The 18,229-nt window shown below is 50.9% G+C and carries 15 protein-coding genes; 14 read left to right on the top strand and 1 reads right to left on the bottom strand.

Annotated features, from left to right (window positions below; translation table 11 throughout):
• Positions 1-261 precede the first annotated feature (261 nt).
• The 13 genes from ACJJI6_RS12340 to ACJJI6_RS12280 all read left to right on the top strand — a co-directional run bounded on the left by ACJJI6_RS12340 (position 262) and on the right by ACJJI6_RS12280 (position 16,705).
• Positions 262-2,196: a cytochrome-c peroxidase gene (locus tag ACJJI6_RS12340; RefSeq protein WP_475710648.1), complete on the top strand. Its 1,935-nt coding sequence runs from the start codon at positions 262-264 to the stop codon at positions 2,194-2,196.
• 608 nt (positions 2,197-2,804) lie between these two features.
• Positions 2,805-4,754, top strand: a complete 1,950-nt coding sequence (locus ACJJI6_RS12335) for a cytochrome-c peroxidase (RefSeq protein ID WP_475710647.1) — start codon at positions 2,805-2,807, stop codon at positions 4,752-4,754.
• 355 nt (positions 4,755-5,109) lie between these two features.
• Positions 5,110-5,886, top strand: a complete 777-nt coding sequence (gene pilW, locus ACJJI6_RS12330) for a type IV pilus biogenesis/stability protein PilW (protein WP_444926856.1) — start codon at positions 5,110-5,112, stop codon at positions 5,884-5,886.
• A complete protein-coding gene (locus ACJJI6_RS12325; RefSeq protein WP_475710645.1) occupies positions 5,876-6,832 on the top strand; it encodes a RodZ domain-containing protein in 957 nt (318 codons plus the stop codon). Before pilW ends, ACJJI6_RS12325 begins: the two co-directional genes overlap by 11 nt.
• Positions 6,833-6,930: 98 nt before the next feature.
• Positions 6,931-8,043 (top strand): flavodoxin-dependent (E)-4-hydroxy-3-methylbut-2-enyl-diphosphate synthase, encoded by a 1,113-nt coding sequence (gene ispG / locus ACJJI6_RS12320; RefSeq protein WP_444926858.1) that lies wholly within the window; start codon positions 6,931-6,933, stop codon positions 8,041-8,043.
• A gap of 58 nt (positions 8,044-8,101) precedes the next feature.
• Positions 8,102-9,364, top strand: coding sequence for a histidine--tRNA ligase (gene hisS / locus ACJJI6_RS12315; protein WP_282934069.1), 1,263 nt, complete (start codon positions 8,102-8,104; stop codon positions 9,362-9,364).
• A gap of 70 nt (positions 9,365-9,434) precedes the next feature.
• Positions 9,435-10,142, top strand: a complete 708-nt coding sequence (locus ACJJI6_RS12310) for a YfgM family protein (protein ID WP_444895038.1) — start codon at positions 9,435-9,437, stop codon at positions 10,140-10,142.
• The gene (gene bamB, locus ACJJI6_RS12305; protein WP_282934067.1) at positions 10,142-11,305 is read left to right on the top strand and encodes an outer membrane protein assembly factor BamB; all 1,164 of its coding nucleotides are present in this window, start codon (positions 10,142-10,144) and stop codon (positions 11,303-11,305) included. Before ACJJI6_RS12310 ends, bamB begins: the two co-directional genes overlap by 1 nt.
• Before the next feature lie 146 nt (positions 11,306-11,451).
• Positions 11,452-12,849, top strand: coding sequence for a ribosome biogenesis GTPase Der (der, locus tag ACJJI6_RS12300; protein WP_413664566.1), 1,398 nt, complete (start codon positions 11,452-11,454; stop codon positions 12,847-12,849).
• A 158-nt stretch (positions 12,850-13,007) separates the two neighbouring features.
• Entirely contained in the window at positions 13,008-14,471 is a 1,464-nt protein-coding gene (locus ACJJI6_RS12295; RefSeq protein WP_445363411.1) for an NAD-dependent succinate-semialdehyde dehydrogenase, read from the top strand.
• 24 nt (positions 14,472-14,495) lie between these two features.
• Positions 14,496-15,179, top strand: coding sequence for a tRNA (N6-threonylcarbamoyladenosine(37)-N6)-methyltransferase TrmO (gene tsaA, locus ACJJI6_RS12290; RefSeq protein WP_444914571.1), 684 nt, complete (start codon positions 14,496-14,498; stop codon positions 15,177-15,179).
• A 164-nt stretch (positions 15,180-15,343) separates the two neighbouring features.
• Positions 15,344-16,165 (top strand): MBL fold metallo-hydrolase, encoded by an 822-nt coding sequence (locus tag ACJJI6_RS12285; protein WP_445363412.1) that lies wholly within the window; start codon positions 15,344-15,346, stop codon positions 16,163-16,165.
• A 231-nt stretch (positions 16,166-16,396) separates the two neighbouring features.
• Positions 16,397-16,705, top strand: a complete 309-nt coding sequence (locus ACJJI6_RS12280) for a hypothetical protein (protein WP_444939859.1) — start codon at positions 16,397-16,399, stop codon at positions 16,703-16,705.
• A gap of 7 nt (positions 16,706-16,712) precedes the next feature.
• Here the strand turns inward: ACJJI6_RS12280 and ACJJI6_RS12275 are convergent, their stop codons facing one another.
• A complete protein-coding gene (locus ACJJI6_RS12275) occupies positions 16,713-17,501 on the bottom strand; it encodes a class I SAM-dependent methyltransferase (protein ID WP_475710643.1) in 789 nt (262 codons plus the stop codon).
• Between the two features lie 173 nt (positions 17,502-17,674).
• Between ACJJI6_RS12275 and ACJJI6_RS12270 the strand changes: the two genes are divergently transcribed.
• On the top strand, positions 17,675-18,160 hold the full coding sequence (locus tag ACJJI6_RS12270; RefSeq protein ID WP_445354986.1) for a GFA family protein: 486 nt from the start codon (positions 17,675-17,677) through the stop codon (positions 18,158-18,160).
• Positions 18,161-18,229: the final 69 nt, after the last annotated feature.

Below are 18,229 nucleotides of genomic sequence, written 5' to 3'. Positions count from 1 at the left end.
GCCAGGCCGAAGTTGATCCGAGAGTGAATTCCTGCGATCAGGGTTAGGTATAAGTCATCGTCTGGATTGCGAAGTTTTTAGTCAGTTGTTGCTGGAAAAAAAACTCTATCCCCTGAAATTTTGGTGAGTTGGTCGTTCCCTTCGGGATTCACTCCGGACTTTTGTTCACATTTCTTCCTTAATTGGTCAACCAAATCTATTGGTGTCGCGTTATCACCTATGAACTATTAAAAATATATGGAAGGGACCACTAGGATTCTTATGAGTGCTCAGAAGTTCGATCAAAAAGTCTTTCCCAGAGTCCTACTTAGACTCTTTTTCCTCACGCTGTTTTTGCTGTTAGTTGGTTGTGGCTCCGGGTCATCTGGTAGTGAGGATAATTCGCCTGCAGATACCGTTCAGGGTGATGATGGTTCCGGTTCCGGTTCCGGTTCCGGTTCTGGCTCAGGAACGGGCACCGATCCTGATCCTGAGCCTGAAGAAGCCGGTGAACCCGCTGAGCTAATTGGCTATGCCCACTCGGGAACCAGTATCGGTCTTAACTGGGAAAGAGATGGTGAGACTTACTTTATCTATCGAAACGGTGAAAAGGTCGCGGAAACCAGCAATAACTATTATGTCGAACAGGGCCTCTCAGTTAACACCGAATATGTTTACTCTATCAGTACGGTTGATGCTGCAAACGAATCAGAAACTTCGCAGGTTACGGTCAAGACATTAGTTAATGACACCAATGCTGGTCTGAATAACGGTACAGAAGATGATGTTTTAAATGAGCGTATCTCAACGTTTGCAGAGTGTAAAAATACCGCGACGGCACTAGATCTACTCGAAGAGGACTTGGACAATTGTTTGGCAGCCATGCTCGAGTACAATCGCATGGTTTCTCTTGTCGAAGATATTCGGGCTTTTGCCGCACGGGTCCGCAGTGAGCAGGACCCCGCCAAGGTGGAGCTGGGTATGCGTCTGTTCCACAACAAGTCTCTCAGTGCTAATCAAGATGCTTCTTGTTCATCCTGTCACCACCCTGCGATTGGTTGTGGGGGAGATGACCTCTCGATGCCGGTTGGAGTGAATGCTGTAGATACCGCTTTGCTCGGGCCAGGTCGATCTGATGGAACTAACGAAGTGCCTTTAGTGCCGCGAAATTCACAGGCTATTTGTAATGCGTCACTATGGTCTCGTGGACTGTTCTGGGATAACCGGGTCTCACTGAGCCCGAATGGCGTTCTCCGTACGGATTCAAGAGATGTTACCGATAATACGAATGATGCTGTGGGATCTGGTTCGTTAGCCCTACTTATGGCGCAGGCGCATTTCCCGGTAACGGCCCCGCCAGAAATGGGTGACATCGCGGACTTTGGATACGATGATTCTGTCGATGAGAATTTCACTGCATACCGCGAAGATATATTAGCGGCTAATTTGGATGTCGAAGCTTGGGCTCCGCTGTTTACGTCTGCTTTTGGGGATTCTGAAATCAATTTCAGTCGCATTGCTGAAGCAATCGCAGCTTATGAGGCCGTGCAAATATTTATCGATAACCCCTTCTTTGACTATGTGGGCGGTAACCTGGAAGCGCTCGATGTAGAGGAAAAGCGTGGTGCTATTACTTTTATGTCGAAGGATGCTGGGTGCACGTTCTGTCACAAGGGAGCTTTCTTCACGTCTGAAGCCTTGATGGCTGCAAATTATCCGCAGATAGGTATAGGAACCGATGAGAGTGGCAGTGGGGAAGATCTGGGTGGAGAGGGTTCCTTAGGGTTCGGAGCATTCAGGGCACCGACCTTACTGAATGTGGCGATCACTGGTCCCTGGGGGCACAACGGGCAGTTTGGCACGCTGAAGAGAAATGTTGAACACTACAGTGATCATGGAGCCTCCATTTCCAGGTACTTTGAAAATAGTGAGATGTGTGATCTCGCTCAATTCAAGGATCTTGAAAATTGCGCCAGTAAATTGGCTCCCAATGGTTTGGCACACTCTCAGGCGATCTTAGATGGAAATGAGGGTGGGGGTATAAATCGCCTGAGCGAAGAAGAGATGGACCTTATAGTGGTATTTCTGGGGACTCTTACTGACCCCAAGGCCGCGAATACCAACTCTAATGAGATTCAGTTTCTGATTCCTCCTCGGGATGGTGGACCAGATGGAAAGCAGTTAGATGCAAAAGATAGCGATGGTGAAAGTTTATAGCCTTCATTCCATAACTCTTTGGGAAATGGTTGCGTCAAGAGCGCTTTGCGTTTCCCCTAAGTTGGATTAGCCGGCTATTTGCCGGTAGTCACCGCTAAAAAGCTGTCGGTTATTTCCGGCAGCTTTTTTTAATCTATCTGAAACAATCCTGATACAGTTTGTTCTTACAAACTCTTCTTGCTTTTCCCACCTCTGATTCAACGGCGCAAAAATATTTTCATTGGGATTTGGATGTTAACGCCCAAATTTCATTGATTGAATTTACATATTCTCTTAATTAAACACTGAAACTACTAATTTTTATTAAATTTCTGACTATGAGAACGGATGTAGTAGCTTACTGCGACCTTATTAGCAGTTATTCCTGTTTTAAGTCATTACAGTAGGCCCTGGGAGTAACTGGGTATTTTCGCAATGCCGCTGATTTTCAGGACGGTCCGCAATCACTGCGAGGCTCCCTAGATCTTTCATTAGGTTGCAACGCAGAATTTATTCTTAGATATAGTAAGTGTTTCCTTACCCTTTGATGCCAGCGCTGGCACTTAGGTCTGTATTTGCTGTCCAGAACTCGGAATAAGAAAAGGTCATTGACGGGCAGGTCAAGAACTATGAATGTTGATAAAAATCAAATCACACTATCGCTAACGGCTCTGGTAAAGCTGCTGGTCCTACCTCTATTTCTTGTGATGGTGGGTTGCGGAGGAGGTGGTTCCTCAAGTAGTGACAATGACACACCTACTGAAACTTCTGATACTGGCAGTGATGGTGATTCTGGTTCAGGTGATAATGGCGATGGCGATGGCGATGGCGATGGCGATGGCGATGGCGATGGCGATGGCGATACAGGCTCAGGTCAGGGAATTATTCCTGCAGAACTGATCGGCAACGCATTTTCCGGTACCAGCATTGGTCTTTCCTGGGAAAGCACCGGTGCGACCTATGTTATCTATCGTGGCAGCGAACGAGTTGCTGAGACGACTAGCGGATACTATGTCGATGAAGGTCTCTCATCAGACACTGAATATACCTACTCAGTAACCACCGGCGATGTCGACAGCGAAGATGAGACCGCCAGCGTCACTGCCAGAACATTGGTAAATAATACTAATGACGGCCTCAGTAATGGTTCTGATGCAGACGGTTCTGATAGCCGAATTTCCGATTTTGATGAATGTCAAAATGCGCGTTCAGCGGTCAATATTGCTGATGGCAGTCTCGATAGCTGCTTACAGGCAGTGCTGGATGACGTTGGCATGGCCGAGCAGTTGGAAGATATGCGCGCCTTTGCTGCCCGGGTCAGAAGTGAACAGGACCCTGCCATGGTAGAGCTGGGTATGCGCTTGTTTCACAATAAAAACCTGAGCGCTGATGGTGATGCATCTTGTTCTTCCTGCCACCACCCGGCAATAGGTTGTGGTGGTGATGACCTGTCCATGCCAGTTGGTGTTGATCCCGTTGATGCTGAATTAGTCGGTCCCGGTCGCTCCGACGGCCAGAATGAAGTTCCGCTGGTACCGCGAAATGCCCAGCCTATCTGCAATGTAGCCCTTTGGGATAATGGCTTGTTCTGGGATAACCGAGTGGCGATCAATGGTAATGGCGGGCTCAGGACAGACTCCCGGGATGTTACTCGCAACACAGAGGCGGCCGTGGGTACTGGTACCCTCGCACTGATGATGGCCCAAGCCCACTTCCCGGTCACAGAAGCTGCTGAGATGGGGGATATCACCCAGTTCGGTTACGACGATACCAGCGATGATGGTTTTACTGATTATCGTGAGGATATTCTCGCTGAAAAATTAACCCAGGACTCGTGGGGTGCAATGTTTACCGCAGCATTTGGCGATTCGGCAATTAACTTCAGCAGAATTGCAGAGGCAATTGCCTCTTACGAAGCGGTGCAAATTTTTATCGATAACCCCTTCTTTGATTATGTTGATGGAGACCTTGCGGCCCTCAATAACGATGAAAAGCGAGGGGCAATTACCTTTATGACACGAAATTCAGGGTGTACAAATTGCCACTCAGGAGCCTTTTTCTCTAATCAAGGGTTGAGAGCTGTCAGTTATCCACAGATTGGTGTTGGTAAAGATGAGAGTGGCAGTGGTGCTGACTTGGGTGGTAATGGAAGCGGCAGCTTCCGCACGCCAACGCTGCTTAATGTGGCGCTCACTGGCCCCTGGGGACACGCAGGTCAGTTCGGTACATTGAAAAGAAATGTCGAACACTACACTGGTCGAGCCGACTCTGTTTCCCAGTATTTCACCAACAGTGAGATGTGCGATTTGGATCAGTTTGCAGAGGTGGATGAGTGTGCCGCGAAAGTTGCGCCCAATGGCCAGGCACTGACTGAAGCACTGTTGGCTGAAAATGGCGACGGCGCTGTGAATTTGGACGACGAGGAGGTTGATTTACTGGTAGCGTTCCTCGAAACCCTAACTGATCCAGATGCGGCAAATACTGACTCCAATGCAGTCCAGTCATTGATTCCGCCGCGGGACACTGGTCCAGATGGCATGCAGCTGGATGCGGTTGACCAGGAAGGTAATCAACTCTAACTCTTCTAAGCCCTTTTTACTTATTCCGCCGGTACACCGGTACTGGCGGATTGACAATACTCGACAAAGTCATCACTAAATGGAATTGATTGGGTTTTAGGGCTGCAACTGGCAAGGCTTTCCGGCAGTATAGGGATTTGGAAAGTGCCAGCTGAGGCGGAATCAGATTTCTCACACAAAATACCGATATGTACTTTTACCACTGCCAGTGGATGCCGGTGGTCGATGTTGGGTTTTGCTGTGTTTTGCGGGCTTGCTTTGTCCAGGGATTGGCGTTAGCACTCATTGGTGTATTGGTGACACCCGCGCAATCTCGCTGGGCCGATAAGTGAAAAATAAAGATACAGGTGATGTAGTGTCCGCGAAATTTAAGAGCCTGTCGCTCCTGGTACTGCTCGGTACCCTGCTGGGGGGGTGTGTAACCTCTGGGGGACCCGAGCGCAAGGAAGTTGATCTGGATAAGGCATTGGAGACCCATGTTCAGCTGGGGATTCGCTATTTGCGGGACCCGAACAACCGGGAGCAGTCCCGCCGTCATTTTAACCGCGCCTTGGAATTGGGTAAAAAAAACCCACTGGCACATCACGGTCTGGCACTGCTTTATCAAGCGGATGGTGAGCTGAATATTGCGGAATCTCACTTCAAGAAAGCCTTGCGCTATAGCGACGGGTTTTCCATGGCTCACACTAATTACGGCGTTTTTCTCTATAAACAAGAGCGCTATAAAGAGGCCCTCAAGCAGTTCGAGCTCGCCTCTACAGACCTCACCTATAATCGTCGATCTTTTGCCTTGGTTAACTACGGTCGTACGGCTGCGCGTCTGGGTCTCACCGACAAGGCGGAAGGGGCCTATGCCAGGGCGTTAGCGCTGAACTCCGATTTGCCGCTGGCGTTGATCGAAATGGCTGAGCTGAAATTTAACGCCGGTGATTACGCAAAATCCAAGGCGTACCTGGATCAATTTAGTGAAAAGAATCGCCAGACACCCCAGTCACTGTGGCTTGGAATTCGTATCGAGAAGGTGTTTGGCAATCGTGACAAGGAGCGGAGTTACGCCCTTGCTTTGAAGAATTTGTACCCGTACTCTGCGGAGACACTGAAATATCAGGAGTTGAGTGGTAATGACGGATAGTAGTCCCGAACACTGCGAAGGTGGTGAGGTCGTATCCAATACGCAAACTTCTAAGGGTTCCGCTGGCAATCTTTTGCTGGCGGCTCGGGAAGCGGCCGGGCTGTCCCGAGAGGAGTTATCGCAGCGCCTGTGTATTATTGATAACACAGTTGAGTGGATTGAAAGCGATAATTACGAAAAGCAGCCAGAAGCTGTCTACACGCGAGGCTATATCCGTAATATTTGTCGCGAGTTGAATATTCCTGCTGAGCCGGCTTTGGAAGCCTATGATAGGGATCGGCCGCAGCCAGCACAGCGCAGTGAATCCCGGCGAACCACTAAAGCCGAGGCATTTCGCCCTGAGCGCAAGCGCGGACATGGTGCCCTGGCCCTGATTCCCCTGTTGCTCGCAGGTGGTGTCTTCTGGTGGAAGTACGGTACTCCAGTCAATATTCCCGGTATGCCCATGGGTGAGGATACTGCGGACCTGGTTGCCGAAGTCCCCGTTGCCAGTGAAGTTGTAGCTGATCCGGTTGCTGAAGTAGAGCGGCAGGAAGTCGCAGTTGAAGAGTTGAGCTCAGAGCCATTTGCACCAGCATCAAATGGAGTTGCTGATGTTCAGCTTGAGGTTGGCAGTGCTGAAACGGTGGAGAATAAACCCGCTGCTTCTGTGGAAAAAGTGGTTGAGCCTGTTCCCTCCCAAGTAGCCCAGCTGGACCAGGCCCTGAAAGGCGCTTTGCGGCTTCGCTTTGATGAAGATGCCTGGGTTGAGGTGAAAGACGCACAAGGTGTGATTTTACTGGCCGGGGTCCAAGCCGCTGGCAGTGCCAAATCTTTAGATGGAGATGCTCCATTTGAGCTGATGTTGGGAAATGCCCGTGCAACCCATGTGGTTTACCGCGATGAAACTATCGACAGCCAGCCTATTGGCGACCGCCGCACCCGCCGCTTGATTGTCGGCGATTAAGATGATCTTCCCCGTTTGGGCGCGAACCCTGTAGGTTTGCGCCCAATCTCTCTATAATCTCCCCTCGATTTTTATCAGTAATACCACCAGGTCAGCCTATGCAATTTGAATCTCCCATTGTCCGCCGCAAGTCGCGCCAGATCATGGTGGGTGATGTACCGGTCGGAGGGGATGCCCCGATCTCGGTGCAAAGTATGACCAACACCGAAACCTGCGATGTAGCAGCTACTGTTGGCCAGATCCAGCGCCTGGAACAGGCTGGAGCCGATATAGTACGGGTTTCTGTGCCCAGCATGGATGCCGCAGAGGCGTTTGGAGAAATTAAAAAACAGGTGAATGTCCCGTTGGTCGCAGACATTCACTTCGATTACCGTATCGCCCTGCGGGTTGCAGACCTGGGGGTGGATTGCCTGCGTATTAACCCCGGCAATATTGGCCGAGAGAAGCGTATTCGGGCCGTAGTGGATAAAGCTCGCGATCTGAATATCCCGATTCGTATTGGTGTCAATGCGGGCTCCCTGGAAAAAGACCTGCAGAAAAAGTATGGCGAGCCCACGCCGGATGCTCTGGTAGAGTCGGCGCTGCGCCATGTATCGATCCTCGACAGCCTGGACTTCCAGGACTTCAAAGTCAGTGTAAAAGCATCCGATATCTTTATGGCCACGGCTGCCTATCGCAAGCTGGCCCAGCAGATTGAGCAACCGCTGCACTTGGGTATTACCGAAGCTGGCGGCTTGCGTGCCGGCACAGTGAAGTCGGCGATTGGTCTCGGTGCCCTCCTGCTCGACGGTATCGGTGACACCCTGCGGGTTTCCCTGGCTGCAGACCCGGTAGAAGAGGTCAAAGTGGGCTGGGATCTGCTCAAAAGCCTGCGTCTTCGCAATAAAGGTATTAACTTTATTGCCTGCCCCAGCTGCTCGCGCCAGAACTTCGATGTGGTGAAAACCATGAATGAGCTGGAGACGCGCCTGGAAGATGTGACCACACCGCTGGATGTGGCAGTAATTGGCTGTATCGTCAACGGCCCCGGCGAAGCGAAAGAAGCCGATGTAGGCCTGACTGGTGGTACCCCAAGCCATGCCATCTATGTGGATGGGCAGCCGGACCGCAAGTTTAAGAATGAAAATCTGGTGGATGATTTAGAACGCTTGATTCGCGAGAAGGCGGCCGCCAAGGCCGAGCGCGAAGCGGATATCATCGCCAAGGCGTAGAGGGCAACAGCTCCCTGCGCAAGACCCAATTAATTGAGTGAAAAATTAAGGAACAGCGTTGAAACAGCTTCGCGCAATTCGCGGCATGAACGATCTGCTACCGGAACAGTCCCCGGTATGGCAGTACGTGGAAGCCACACTGAGTGAACTTACTAGTCGCTACGGCTACACCGAAATTCGCACTCCCTACCTGGAGTCGACCCAGTTATTTTGCCGTGCGGTGGGCGAGGCTACCGATATTGTCGAGAAGGAAATGTACACCTTTGATGACAAGAGCGGTGACAGCGTTACCCTGCGCCCTGAGGGCACAGCGGGCACTGTGCGTGCAGCAATCCAGAGCAACCTGCTGAACCAGCCACAGCGCCTGTGGTATTTCGGCCCTATGTTCCGCTATGAGCGCCCACAGAAGGGGCGCCTGCGTCAGTTCCACCAGTTTGGTGTCGAGGTGTTTGGCATTCAAGGGCCGGATATCGATGCAGAAATCCTGATCATGACTGCGCGACTGTGGCGTCAGCTGGGTATCAGCGAACATGTGACCCTGCAGCTCAATTCCCTGGGTAACGCCGAGAGCCGCGCTGCTTATCGGGATGCGCTGGTCACTTATTTAAGTGAGCGTCGTGACCAGCTGGATGAGGACAGCCAGCGCCGTCTGGAGCGCAATCCGCTGCGAATTCTCGACAGTAAAAATGCGCAAACTCAGGAACTGCTGGCGGATGCGCCCTGTCTACTGGACTTCCTCGATGAGGAATCCGCCGCCCACTTTAGTCAGTTAAAGGCACTTTTGGACGGGGCAGGCGTTAAGTATGAGATCAATCCCAAGTTGGTGCGCGGTCTCGACTACTACGGAAAAACTGTATTTGAGTGGGTGACCGACAGCCTCGGTGCCCAGGGCACTGTATGTGCCGGTGGCCGCTATGACGGCCTGGTAGAACAGATGGGTGGCAAAGCCACTCCGGGAGTGGGTTTTGGCCTGGGTGTTGAGCGTCTTGTATTGATGCTAGAAACCCTAGAAGTGTTGCCTGAGTCCCTTTCGCAGCAGGTAGATGCCTACCTGGTTGCCGTTGGTGATGTACAATCAGCTGCCATGACAGCCGCCGAGCAATTGCGCGACGAGCTGCCCTGGTTGCGACTGCAGTTGCACTGTGGTGGAGGAAGCTTTAAAAGCCAGATGAAGAAAGCTGATAAGAGCGGCGCCGATTATGCGCTGATTATCGGCGAAGATGAGGCTGCAAGTGGTCAGATAACTGTGAAGTACCTTCGCGCTGACCAACCGCAGCAAACGCTGGCACCGAAAGAGCTGGCAGCACTGCTGCAAGGCTGAAAGAAACACTGAGGGAGGCGGAGGCCCCCGCCGGGAAAGTTAGTAATCTACAGGAAAGGCAAATTACCCAATGGCTGAGCATCTTACCGAACAAGAACAAATAGAAACGCTGAAGCGCTGGTGGGCGGAAAATGGCAAGGGAATTGTGACTGGCGTTGTGCTGGCCCTGGCCGGTTACTTCGGTTATCAGTGGTGGCAGGGAGATCAGCGCACTAAGGCTGAAGCGGCCTCTGACCTGTACCAGACTTTCGTTGAAGCGGTCTCCGCCAACAACAATCAACCGGACAACAAGCAGCTTACCACTGCCAAGAATGTGGCCGAGCAGCTGAAAGACGATTTTGCCAAACGTATCTACGCCAGCCAGGCTGCACTGCGTCTCGCGGCTATTTCAGCGGAGAGCAATGACCTGGAAGCTGCCGAGCAGCAGCTGCAGTGGGTACTCGACAACACCAGTGAAGCAAGCCTGGAGTTGCTCGCTAAACGCCGCCTGGCCGCTGTTTTGGCGGCCCGTGGTGAGTCCGATGAAGGCCTGAAATTGCTCGAGGGCACTATACCCCCGGCATTCGCGGCCCTTTATTCTGAGACTCGTGGTGATATCCTGAAGCAAAAGGGTGACATCGCCGGTGCGCGTGCCGCGTACGAGCAAGCACTGACAGAGCTTCTGCCAGAGCAAGCGGGCAACACCCAACTTCTGCGCCTGAAGGCTGAAAGCCTGGCGGTAACCGAGAGCAGTGACGCTCAGAACCAAACCGAGCCTGTATCTGAGGGAGACGAGTAATGGGATTTCTGAATCGCGCTGCGGGTCGCACTGCAGCGGTGGCGCTAGCGGTGGCCCTGGCTGCCTGTGCCTCTAATGACGAGAAGGAAGATGTCGACCCCGTCGAACTGGTGGATATTAACTCCACTGTTGCCCTGCAAGAGGTGTGGTCTGCCGATATTGGCGGTATTGACCAAAAGCGTTACGCGATGCTGCAGCCGAGCCTTATCGATGGTCGCCTGATAGCTGCCAGCAGCGATGGTGAAATCAGTGCTTTTGATCGCAGCTCCGGGCGCAAGCTCTGGGAGACAGATCTGGATGTAGATCTGAGCGGTGGTGTGGGTACTGGCCTGGGCATGGCGGTAGTCTCCGACTACCGCGGCCGCGCTGTGGCTCTGGATCTCGAAAACGGCGCTGAGCTATGGAATTACCAGGTCTCCGGCGAAGTAGTTGCCGCTCCAGCGATCGGTGCTGGCGTGGTTGTCCTGCAGACCGTAGATGGCAAGCTGGTTGGCCTCGACGCTACCAGCGGTGAAGAGTTGTGGAGCCACAATACCAATTTACCAGTACTGACCCTGCGCGGTACTGCAGCACCTGTTATTAGCGGTGGTATGGTGATTGCCGGCCTGGATAACGGCAAACTGCTGGCCCTGGACGCCCGCGATGGCATTCAGCGCTGGGAACAGCGAGTCGCTATTCCCCAGGGCTCTGCGGAGCTGGAGCGGGTAGTTGATATCGACGGTGCTCCAGTAGTGCGCGGTGATTTGGTGTTTGCCGCCAGCTACCAGGGCCGTGTTGTCGCCCTGTCCAAAGATAATGGCCGCGGCCTCTGGGCTCGCGATGCCTCTACCCACCACGAAGTGGCAGTAGGTGGTGGCCATGTCTACCTCAGTGATGCCTCCGGTAGCGTCTATGCCTACAATGTGGGCAGCGGCCAGATCGAGTGGAGTAATAACGAACTATTGCGCCGCGAATTGAGCGGACCGGCTTTCTTCCAGGACGTGGTCGTTGTGGGAGATCTGGAAGGCTACCTGCATGTGCTGGACCCCAATTCCGGACAATTTATTGGCCGCGAGCAGGTGGACGGTGATGCGATTCGCATCCCCATTCTGGTTGATGGCGATCTGATATTTGTGCTGTCGGATGACGGCAAGTTATCAGCTCTACGCCTCGCTGATTCCTGATAATCGCAGCCAACTGACGAGAGGCGGACAGGCTGTCCGCCTTAGGGCTTAGAGCCCGCAAATGGAGCCTGCTGTGCAGGCAAGTTGAAATCGCCCGCCTCGCGCGGGCTTTTGTATTTTTTTATACGGCTAAAACCAGAATTTGTATGCTGCCAGTAATTGCCCTGGTCGGGCGCCCCAATGTGGGCAAATCCACACTTTTTAACCGGTTGACCAAGTCTCGCGACGCTTTGGTGGCCAACTACGCCGGGCTTACCCGCGATCGCAAGTACGGTGAGGCGGAGATCGACGGGCGCAAGCTGTTACTGGTCGATACCGGTGGTATTTCCGGTGGCGAAGAAGGCATCGATGCGGCTATGGCCGAACAATCTATGCAGGCCATTGAAGAAGCAGACTTCGTACTCTTTTTGGTGGACAGCCGCGCCGGCCTGACCCCAGCCGACGAGATGATTGCCGAGCGCTTGCGCACCCGCTCCAAGCCCACTTTCCTGGTGGCCAACAAAGTTGATGGGGTAAACCCGGATATTGCCCTGGCACCTTTCTATGAGTTAGGTATTGGTGAGCTTTTCCCGACGACTGCTACCCACGGGCGCGGTGTTCGCTCCCTGATGCAGCGGGTCATCGAGGACCTGCCCGAGCAGGAGATTGAAGAGGAAGCCGAAGAAGCGACCGGAATCAAGATTGCCATTGTGGGCCGCCCCAATGTGGGTAAATCCACCCTGGTTAACCGCCTCTTGGGTGAGGACCGGGTTGTTGTCTACGATCAGCCCGGCACAACCCGCGATAGCGTCTATATCAATTATGAACGGGACGAAAAGCCTTATACCCTGATCGATACTGCGGGCATTCGCCGCCGGAAAAATATCAAGGAATCGGTGGAGAAGTTCTCTATCGTCAAAACCTTGCAGGCGGTGGAAGATGCCAACGTGGTGGTGCTGGTGATCGATGCCCGCGAAGGCCTGGTGGACCAGGATATGCACCTGATGGGCAGCGTAGTACAGGCGGGACGCGCGCTGGTAGTTGCCCTGAACAAGTGGGATGGGCTGGAAGCGGATCATCGCGACTATGTGAAAGCCGAGTTGGAGCGCCGCCTGCGCTTTGTGGACTTTGCTGATGTGCACTTTATTTCTGCATTGCATGGCACCGGTGTTGGGCATCTGTATGAGTCCATTGAGGGTGCTTACCAGAGCGCTACAGACAAACTGTCCACTAATCACCTCACTCGTATTCTGGAGTGGGCGGTAAGTGAGCACCAACCACCTTTGGTGCACGGACATCGTATCAAATTGCGCTACGCTCACGCCGGTGGACAAAATCCGCCGGTTATTGTGATCCACGGTAACCAGACTGAGCAGGTACCGGCACATTATGTGCGCTACCTGGAGAAGACTTTCCGCAAGGCTCTGGATTTGCACGGTACTCCGGTGAAAATTGAGTTCCGCACGAGTGCTAACCCCTACGCGGACAAAAAGAACAAGCTGAGTGACCGCCAGAAGGCCAAGAAACGCCGCCTGATGAAGTTTGTTAAAAAGAAGAAAAAATAAGAGGCGGTAACTTAGGTTACCTGTAAGCCGGCAAGGGATACTGCCGGTTTTCGCACCACTCCAGCTTTAACCCACAGTGGAATGGCATTGTGGGATTTCTATCGTACCAGTGATCCCGTTTTTGACGGGGCCAGGGAAGAAACCACAAGGAGAATACGATGTTGAAGCTGAAGAATCCTGCATTGCTGCGCAACCAGTCCTATATCAATGGCCAGTGGATTGACGCTGATTCTGGCGATACCTTCGATGTGTTGGACCCGGCAACTGGCAAGGCGGTTGCCAGTATCGCCAACTTGGGGGCCGATGAGACTCGCCGTGCTATAGAAGCTGCTGATAAAGCCTGGCCTACCTGGCGCGATACTCCGGTAAAAGAAAGAGCGAAAATACTCAGGCGCTGGTATGAGCTGATAATTGCTAACGCCGATGATCTAGCCATTATTTTGACCGCAGAGCAAGGCAAGCCACTGACAGAGTCCCGTACCGAAATTGTGTATGGTGCTAATTATGTCGAATGGTTTTCGGAAGAAGCCAAGCGCGTCTACGGGGATGTTATTAGCCCGCCTTCCAGTGATAAACGGCTCTTGGTTATCAAGCAGTCAATTGGTGTGACCTGTTCTGTAACGCCATGGAATTTCCCCAGCGCTATGATCGCACGCAAAATGGCTCCCGCTATTGCCGCAGGCTGTCCATTTATTGCCAAACCCGCCTCCGAAACACCTCTATCCGCACTGGCTCTCGCAGTTCTCGCTGAGGAAGCGGGAATTCCCCCAGGTGTTTTTAATATTGTCGCAGGGGATAAGGCACCGGAGATTGGCGCAGAAATGACGGCCAATCCCTTAGTGCGGAAATTTACTTTTACCGGTTCTACTGCTGTCGGAAAATTGCTGCAAGCCCAGTGTGCAGCAACCATGAAAAAAACCTCTATGGAATTGGGCGGTAATGCCCCATTTATTGTTTTTGATGATGCTGACATTGGCGAAGCTGTAAAGGGCGCAATTGTTTGTAAATATCGCAATGCCGGTCAAACCTGTGTATGCGCCAATCGCATTTTCGTGCAGGAAGGTGTTTACGATGAATTTGCACAGAAATTTTCCGCTGCGGTAAACCAGCTTTCCATGGGCAGTGGTTTTGATAGCGGTGTCGACATGGGCCCTATGATTACCATCAAAGCAGTGAAGAAAACGGAATCTCTGGTGGAAGATGCGCTGCAAAAAGGCGCGCAAACCCTAGTTGCTGGTGGTCCCAGTACTATGGGGGAATGCTTTTATTCTCCCGTAGTATTGGGTGGGGCCACCGATCAAATGCACTTGTTCAAAGAAGAGATCTTCGGTCCGGTAGCTCCGCTATATAAATTCTCCTCTGAAGAGGAAGTCATTAAAATGGCCAACGATACGGAATTTGGTCTGGCTTCTTATTTTTACTCCAGGGATATCGGTCGTATTTGGCGTGTTGCAGAGGGACTTGAATACGGTATGGTCGGTATCAATGAGGGTATTATTTCCAACGAAATGGCACCCTTTGGCGGTGTAAAAGAATCCGGGCAGGGGCGCGAGGGCTCAAAATACGGTATTGAGGATTACCTGGAAATAAAATATCTGTGTGTCGGCGGTATTGATAAGTAGTTTGTTAAAGTGTTTGGATTTTAAATGGTTGTAGAGCCTATTGCGCGGGTGCATTCCTGCTTTGGAGAAAAGTTTGGAGTACCCCGCCAGCCACTATTGGCGGATGCCAGTCGCGCCAGTATTGCGTTGTTACCTCCCCTGGATACGCCAGATGCAGTTGCCGGTCTGGAGCAAAATAGCCATATCTGGGTAGTGTTCCAATTTCACCAAGCCGCTGGGCAATGGTCAGCTAAAGTGCGCCCGCCCCGTTTGGGCGGCAATAAGAAACTGGGTGTACTCGCCACTCGCTCGCCCTTTCGTCCCAATAATATCGGGCTGTCAGTAGTTCGTCTTCTGGAGGTGCGCACCTCTCCTAAAGTGGAGTTGATAGTTGCCGGGGCAGATTTGGTCGATGGTACGCCAGTATTGGATATTAAACCCTATGTTCCCTATGCGGATGCGTTAACGCATGCGCAAAGTGAATTTGCTGACGCAGCTCCAGTGCAAATTCCCGTTACTATCCCCGAGCCAGTTCTGAATAAAGCCAAAGCCTACCGCGATGACTGGGGTACAGATCTCCCCCGTTTAATTGAACAGGTGTTATCCCAGGATCCAAGACCGGCATACCAAAAGACCGATCCTCAGCGCATTTATGGCATGCAATTGTGTGAATTCAATTTGCGTTGGCGCTATACCGATGCCGGAATAGAAGTGGTGGCACTGGAATAACCCTCGACCAGCGAGTTTCAGTATTCTACAGCAAGTCAGGATGTGTCTCCTCCGTAACTGTCTAGGGTTCGGAAAGGATATGTCATTCATTTTCATGGGAAATACAATTCCCCAAGATACGGCATTCGCCTAAAAATAACGCCTAGCTATCCAAGGGCACAGCTATGCCAGTACGTGAAACCTTTAATTATCAAGGCTTAGATGCTATTCGCGTCGGCCGAGTCAATATGGGTGTTAATACAACCTTTGTTGTTTATCGCCTCAATGGAACCGTAATTGATACGGGTCCCAGCAATCAGTGGAAGTATGTTAAGCCGTTTATACAAAGCGCACCGCTAAAGCAGTTATTGCTGACTCATCACCACGAAGACCATAGTGGCAATGCCGGCGCTATCCAGAAACTTACCGGTGTGCAGGCGGTGGCCCCGGATCTGACTATTGGTATATTAAAAAAAGGCTTCCGAATTCCCCCGATGCAGAAGTTTTTCTGGGGAACTGCGGGAAAAGCGGAGGTGGCACCTCTCCCAGCGGAGGTCTACATTGGTGAAGAAGAAGTATTACCAGTATTTAGTCCTGGGCATGCAAAGGATATGACCTGCTATTTGTTACCTGAGCGTGGCTGGCTGTTTAGTGCTGATTTATTTATTGCCAACTACTTAAAGTTCCTGCGTATTGATGAAGATGTCCCTACATTAATGAAAAGTATAAAGGGAGTCCTGGATCATTCATTTGACGTTATCCTTTGCCCTCATAGAGGTGTGGTAGAGGATGGTTGGCAGCAGTTGAATAAAAAATATGAGTATCTGCTTAATCTATCTGGAGAGGCGCAGAAGTTGAAACAACAAGGGCTGCCCTTAGAAGAGACTACTTTGCGTTTATTAGGCAAAGAAGGGTTGTTCAGCGCTTTGACTGGTTATAACTTCTGCAAGAGAAATTTGATTGCTTCATGCTTACAGGTTAATTTGGATGAGATGCCTAGATTCTAGGTTTTCATTACTTTCTAGGCAGTAGCCAATTTCGATGCAAAGTTATTTGTTAAGATGATCATTGCTTCTGGATTAAGAGTTGCAGAAGAATGGTGTTTTGTGATCAGGGAATCGCTAAGGGTATTTATTTTTGGATTGCTTGCCTGGCCATTACTAAGCAATATATTGAGTTTTTAAACCTTTCCTGATTGCACTAAATTATGATGAATTTTCTGGGGGCTTGCGCCTAGTTTGGTAGATATTATCTATCCGTATTTTACATTGGTATCTATTGCTTTTGCCTATGCTTTCTTTATATTGACTCGGATGATAACGGGGCGGCTAAAGCGTTGGTTGTGTGTTAGTCTGGTGCTGGCTTATCTAGGTGTATCAATCTATCCAGTATTCGCTGAAGAATCTATTGTGTATTTAACTTTAAGTGGTACTCACTACTTGATTGAGTTAATTATGTTAATAATTGGTGCAACTATTATTTATAAAAGCATATCAGAATCCTCTGTGGCAGCAGGTGAGAGTGTTAGTGCTGCGAGGAAAGCCTGAATAGAGTCTATTTCTCTGCTTCAATAATAAATCGTTTGATTCTAACCCCAGCATCCTTTCGCATTTTCGGGTGGATTTTCTTATAGTATTTGTTCATTACCTGGTCGGCAAACTGCTCTCTTTCTGGGTGGCCTAGATGGCGGAACTGGGGAACCCATGATAGAAAGAAGGTGGTGAGCTTTTCCCAGGTTTGAAAATTTTCCACATGATAGATTTCATCGAATCTTGGTAAGTAGAAGCCTGCTTCTTCGGCATAGTTCCGCATTTCCTCTAGCGTATAGTGATTATAAGGATCGTGAAAACTTTCAAAATAGGGTTTCCATGTAGCTGTTTCTTGTTCCTCGTATACAGTCTCCCAGAAATTTTCATGATCAACCTGAAAACCACAAACTACTTTACCGTTATCTTTTAAATATTTGTAAAAACTATTCCAGACTTGAGCTTGGTCCGCTACCCAGTGTAAACAACTAAAAGAAAAAATAATGTCGAATTTGTAGTCGAACTGGATTTCGTCTGCGCTCATTTGCTCGAAGGATAGGTTGGGTATATTGGCGTAATTTTTATTGGCATAACAAATCATATCCTCGGTTAGATCAATACCGATAATCCTGCCATTCGTCATACGCTCAGCTAAATAGCGGGTCACCTTGCCATCGCCACAACCCACATCAAGAATAGTGGCTGCCTGGCGATAATCGCAGCGATGTATGGCTTCCATCGCGTGGCGCCACTGCATGTCAGAGGCGTTTACGTACTCTTGAGCCTGCCACTTATCATGCCTGATAGGTTCATTCATTGGTGTGACGCCCTGAGTCTCATTGTGGATGGTGAATCAGTTTAGCCCGGATACACTTATGATTTGTGTAGCAATTTCAGCCATCGACAAAAATGGCACAGGAATCTGTGCGGTTTGTAAAACCGTCATTCTGACCACCTGCGGAACGAAAGGTAAAAGTCTGGGGGAGTACTGTGAAACTCAAAGGATCTTGCCACTGCCAATCGGTTAAGTTCAGTTTGAACTCCGGGCAACCTTATCCCTTCAACCGTTGTTACTGCTCAATATGCAGAAAAACTGCTGGAGGAGGGGGCTTTGCTATTAACCTGGGGGCAGATTTCCAAACCCTGAAAGTGGAGGGCGAGGAGTTTTTGAGTGTCTATCAGGCTGAAATTGGAATTCGAAGTCGGGAAAGTAGCGGGAAGAGTCCGGCACGGCGGCATTTTTGTTCAAAGTGTGGCAGTGCGTTATGGCTTTGGGACCCGCGCTGGCCAGAACTGGTACACCCCTTCGTTTCTGCGATTGATTCTGAGTTGCCGGTACCGCCAGTGCGTAGCCACATGATGCTGGATTATGCTCCGAGTTGGGTGCAGCCAGATATACGGGAGGGGGACGAAATGTTTGGAAGCTACCCTGAAGAGTCCCTGGCTGAATGGCACAAGCGAAATATTCCCGATTAGGGAGGGGATAAAGAGAGGCGGGGCGAGCCTGTGGCCGCCCCGCTTCAGGTTTATGGAGTTAACCTTGCG

Source organism: Microbulbifer maximicatervae (SeqCode) (assembly GCF_056232625.1).
This window is presented reverse-complemented; position numbering and strand designations above follow the sequence as displayed.

What these genes read in the sequence shown, in the direction of transcription:
- ACJJI6_RS12285 (WP_445363412.1), top strand. Translation starts at nt 15,344, where the DNA reads ATGCCAGTACGTGAAACCTTTAATTATCAAGGCTTAGATGCTATTCGC.
- der (WP_413664566.1), top strand. Translation starts at nt 11,452, where the DNA reads ATGCTGCCAGTAATTGCCCTGGTCGGGCGCCCCAATGTGGGCAAATCC.
- ACJJI6_RS12295 (WP_445363411.1), top strand. Translation starts at nt 13,008, where the DNA reads ATGTTGAAGCTGAAGAATCCTGCATTGCTGCGCAACCAGTCCTATATC.
- ispG (WP_444926858.1), top strand. Translation starts at nt 6,931, where the DNA reads ATGCAATTTGAATCTCCCATTGTCCGCCGCAAGTCGCGCCAGATCATG.
- ACJJI6_RS12340 (WP_475710648.1), top strand. Translation starts at nt 262, where the DNA reads ATGAGTGCTCAGAAGTTCGATCAAAAAGTCTTTCCCAGAGTCCTACTT.
- bamB (WP_282934067.1), top strand. Translation starts at nt 10,142, where the DNA reads ATGGGATTTCTGAATCGCGCTGCGGGTCGCACTGCAGCGGTGGCGCTA.
- ACJJI6_RS12310 (WP_444895038.1), top strand. Translation starts at nt 9,435, where the DNA reads ATGGCTGAGCATCTTACCGAACAAGAACAAATAGAAACGCTGAAGCGC.
- ACJJI6_RS12325 (WP_475710645.1), top strand. Translation starts at nt 5,876, where the DNA reads ATGACGGATAGTAGTCCCGAACACTGCGAAGGTGGTGAGGTCGTATCC.
- tsaA (WP_444914571.1), top strand. Translation starts at nt 14,496, where the DNA reads ATGGTTGTAGAGCCTATTGCGCGGGTGCATTCCTGCTTTGGAGAAAAG.
- ACJJI6_RS12335 (WP_475710647.1), top strand. Translation starts at nt 2,805, where the DNA reads ATGAATGTTGATAAAAATCAAATCACACTATCGCTAACGGCTCTGGTA.
- ACJJI6_RS12275 (WP_475710643.1), bottom strand. Translation starts at nt 17,501, where the DNA reads ATGAATGAACCTATCAGGCATGATAAGTGGCAGGCTCAAGAGTACGTA.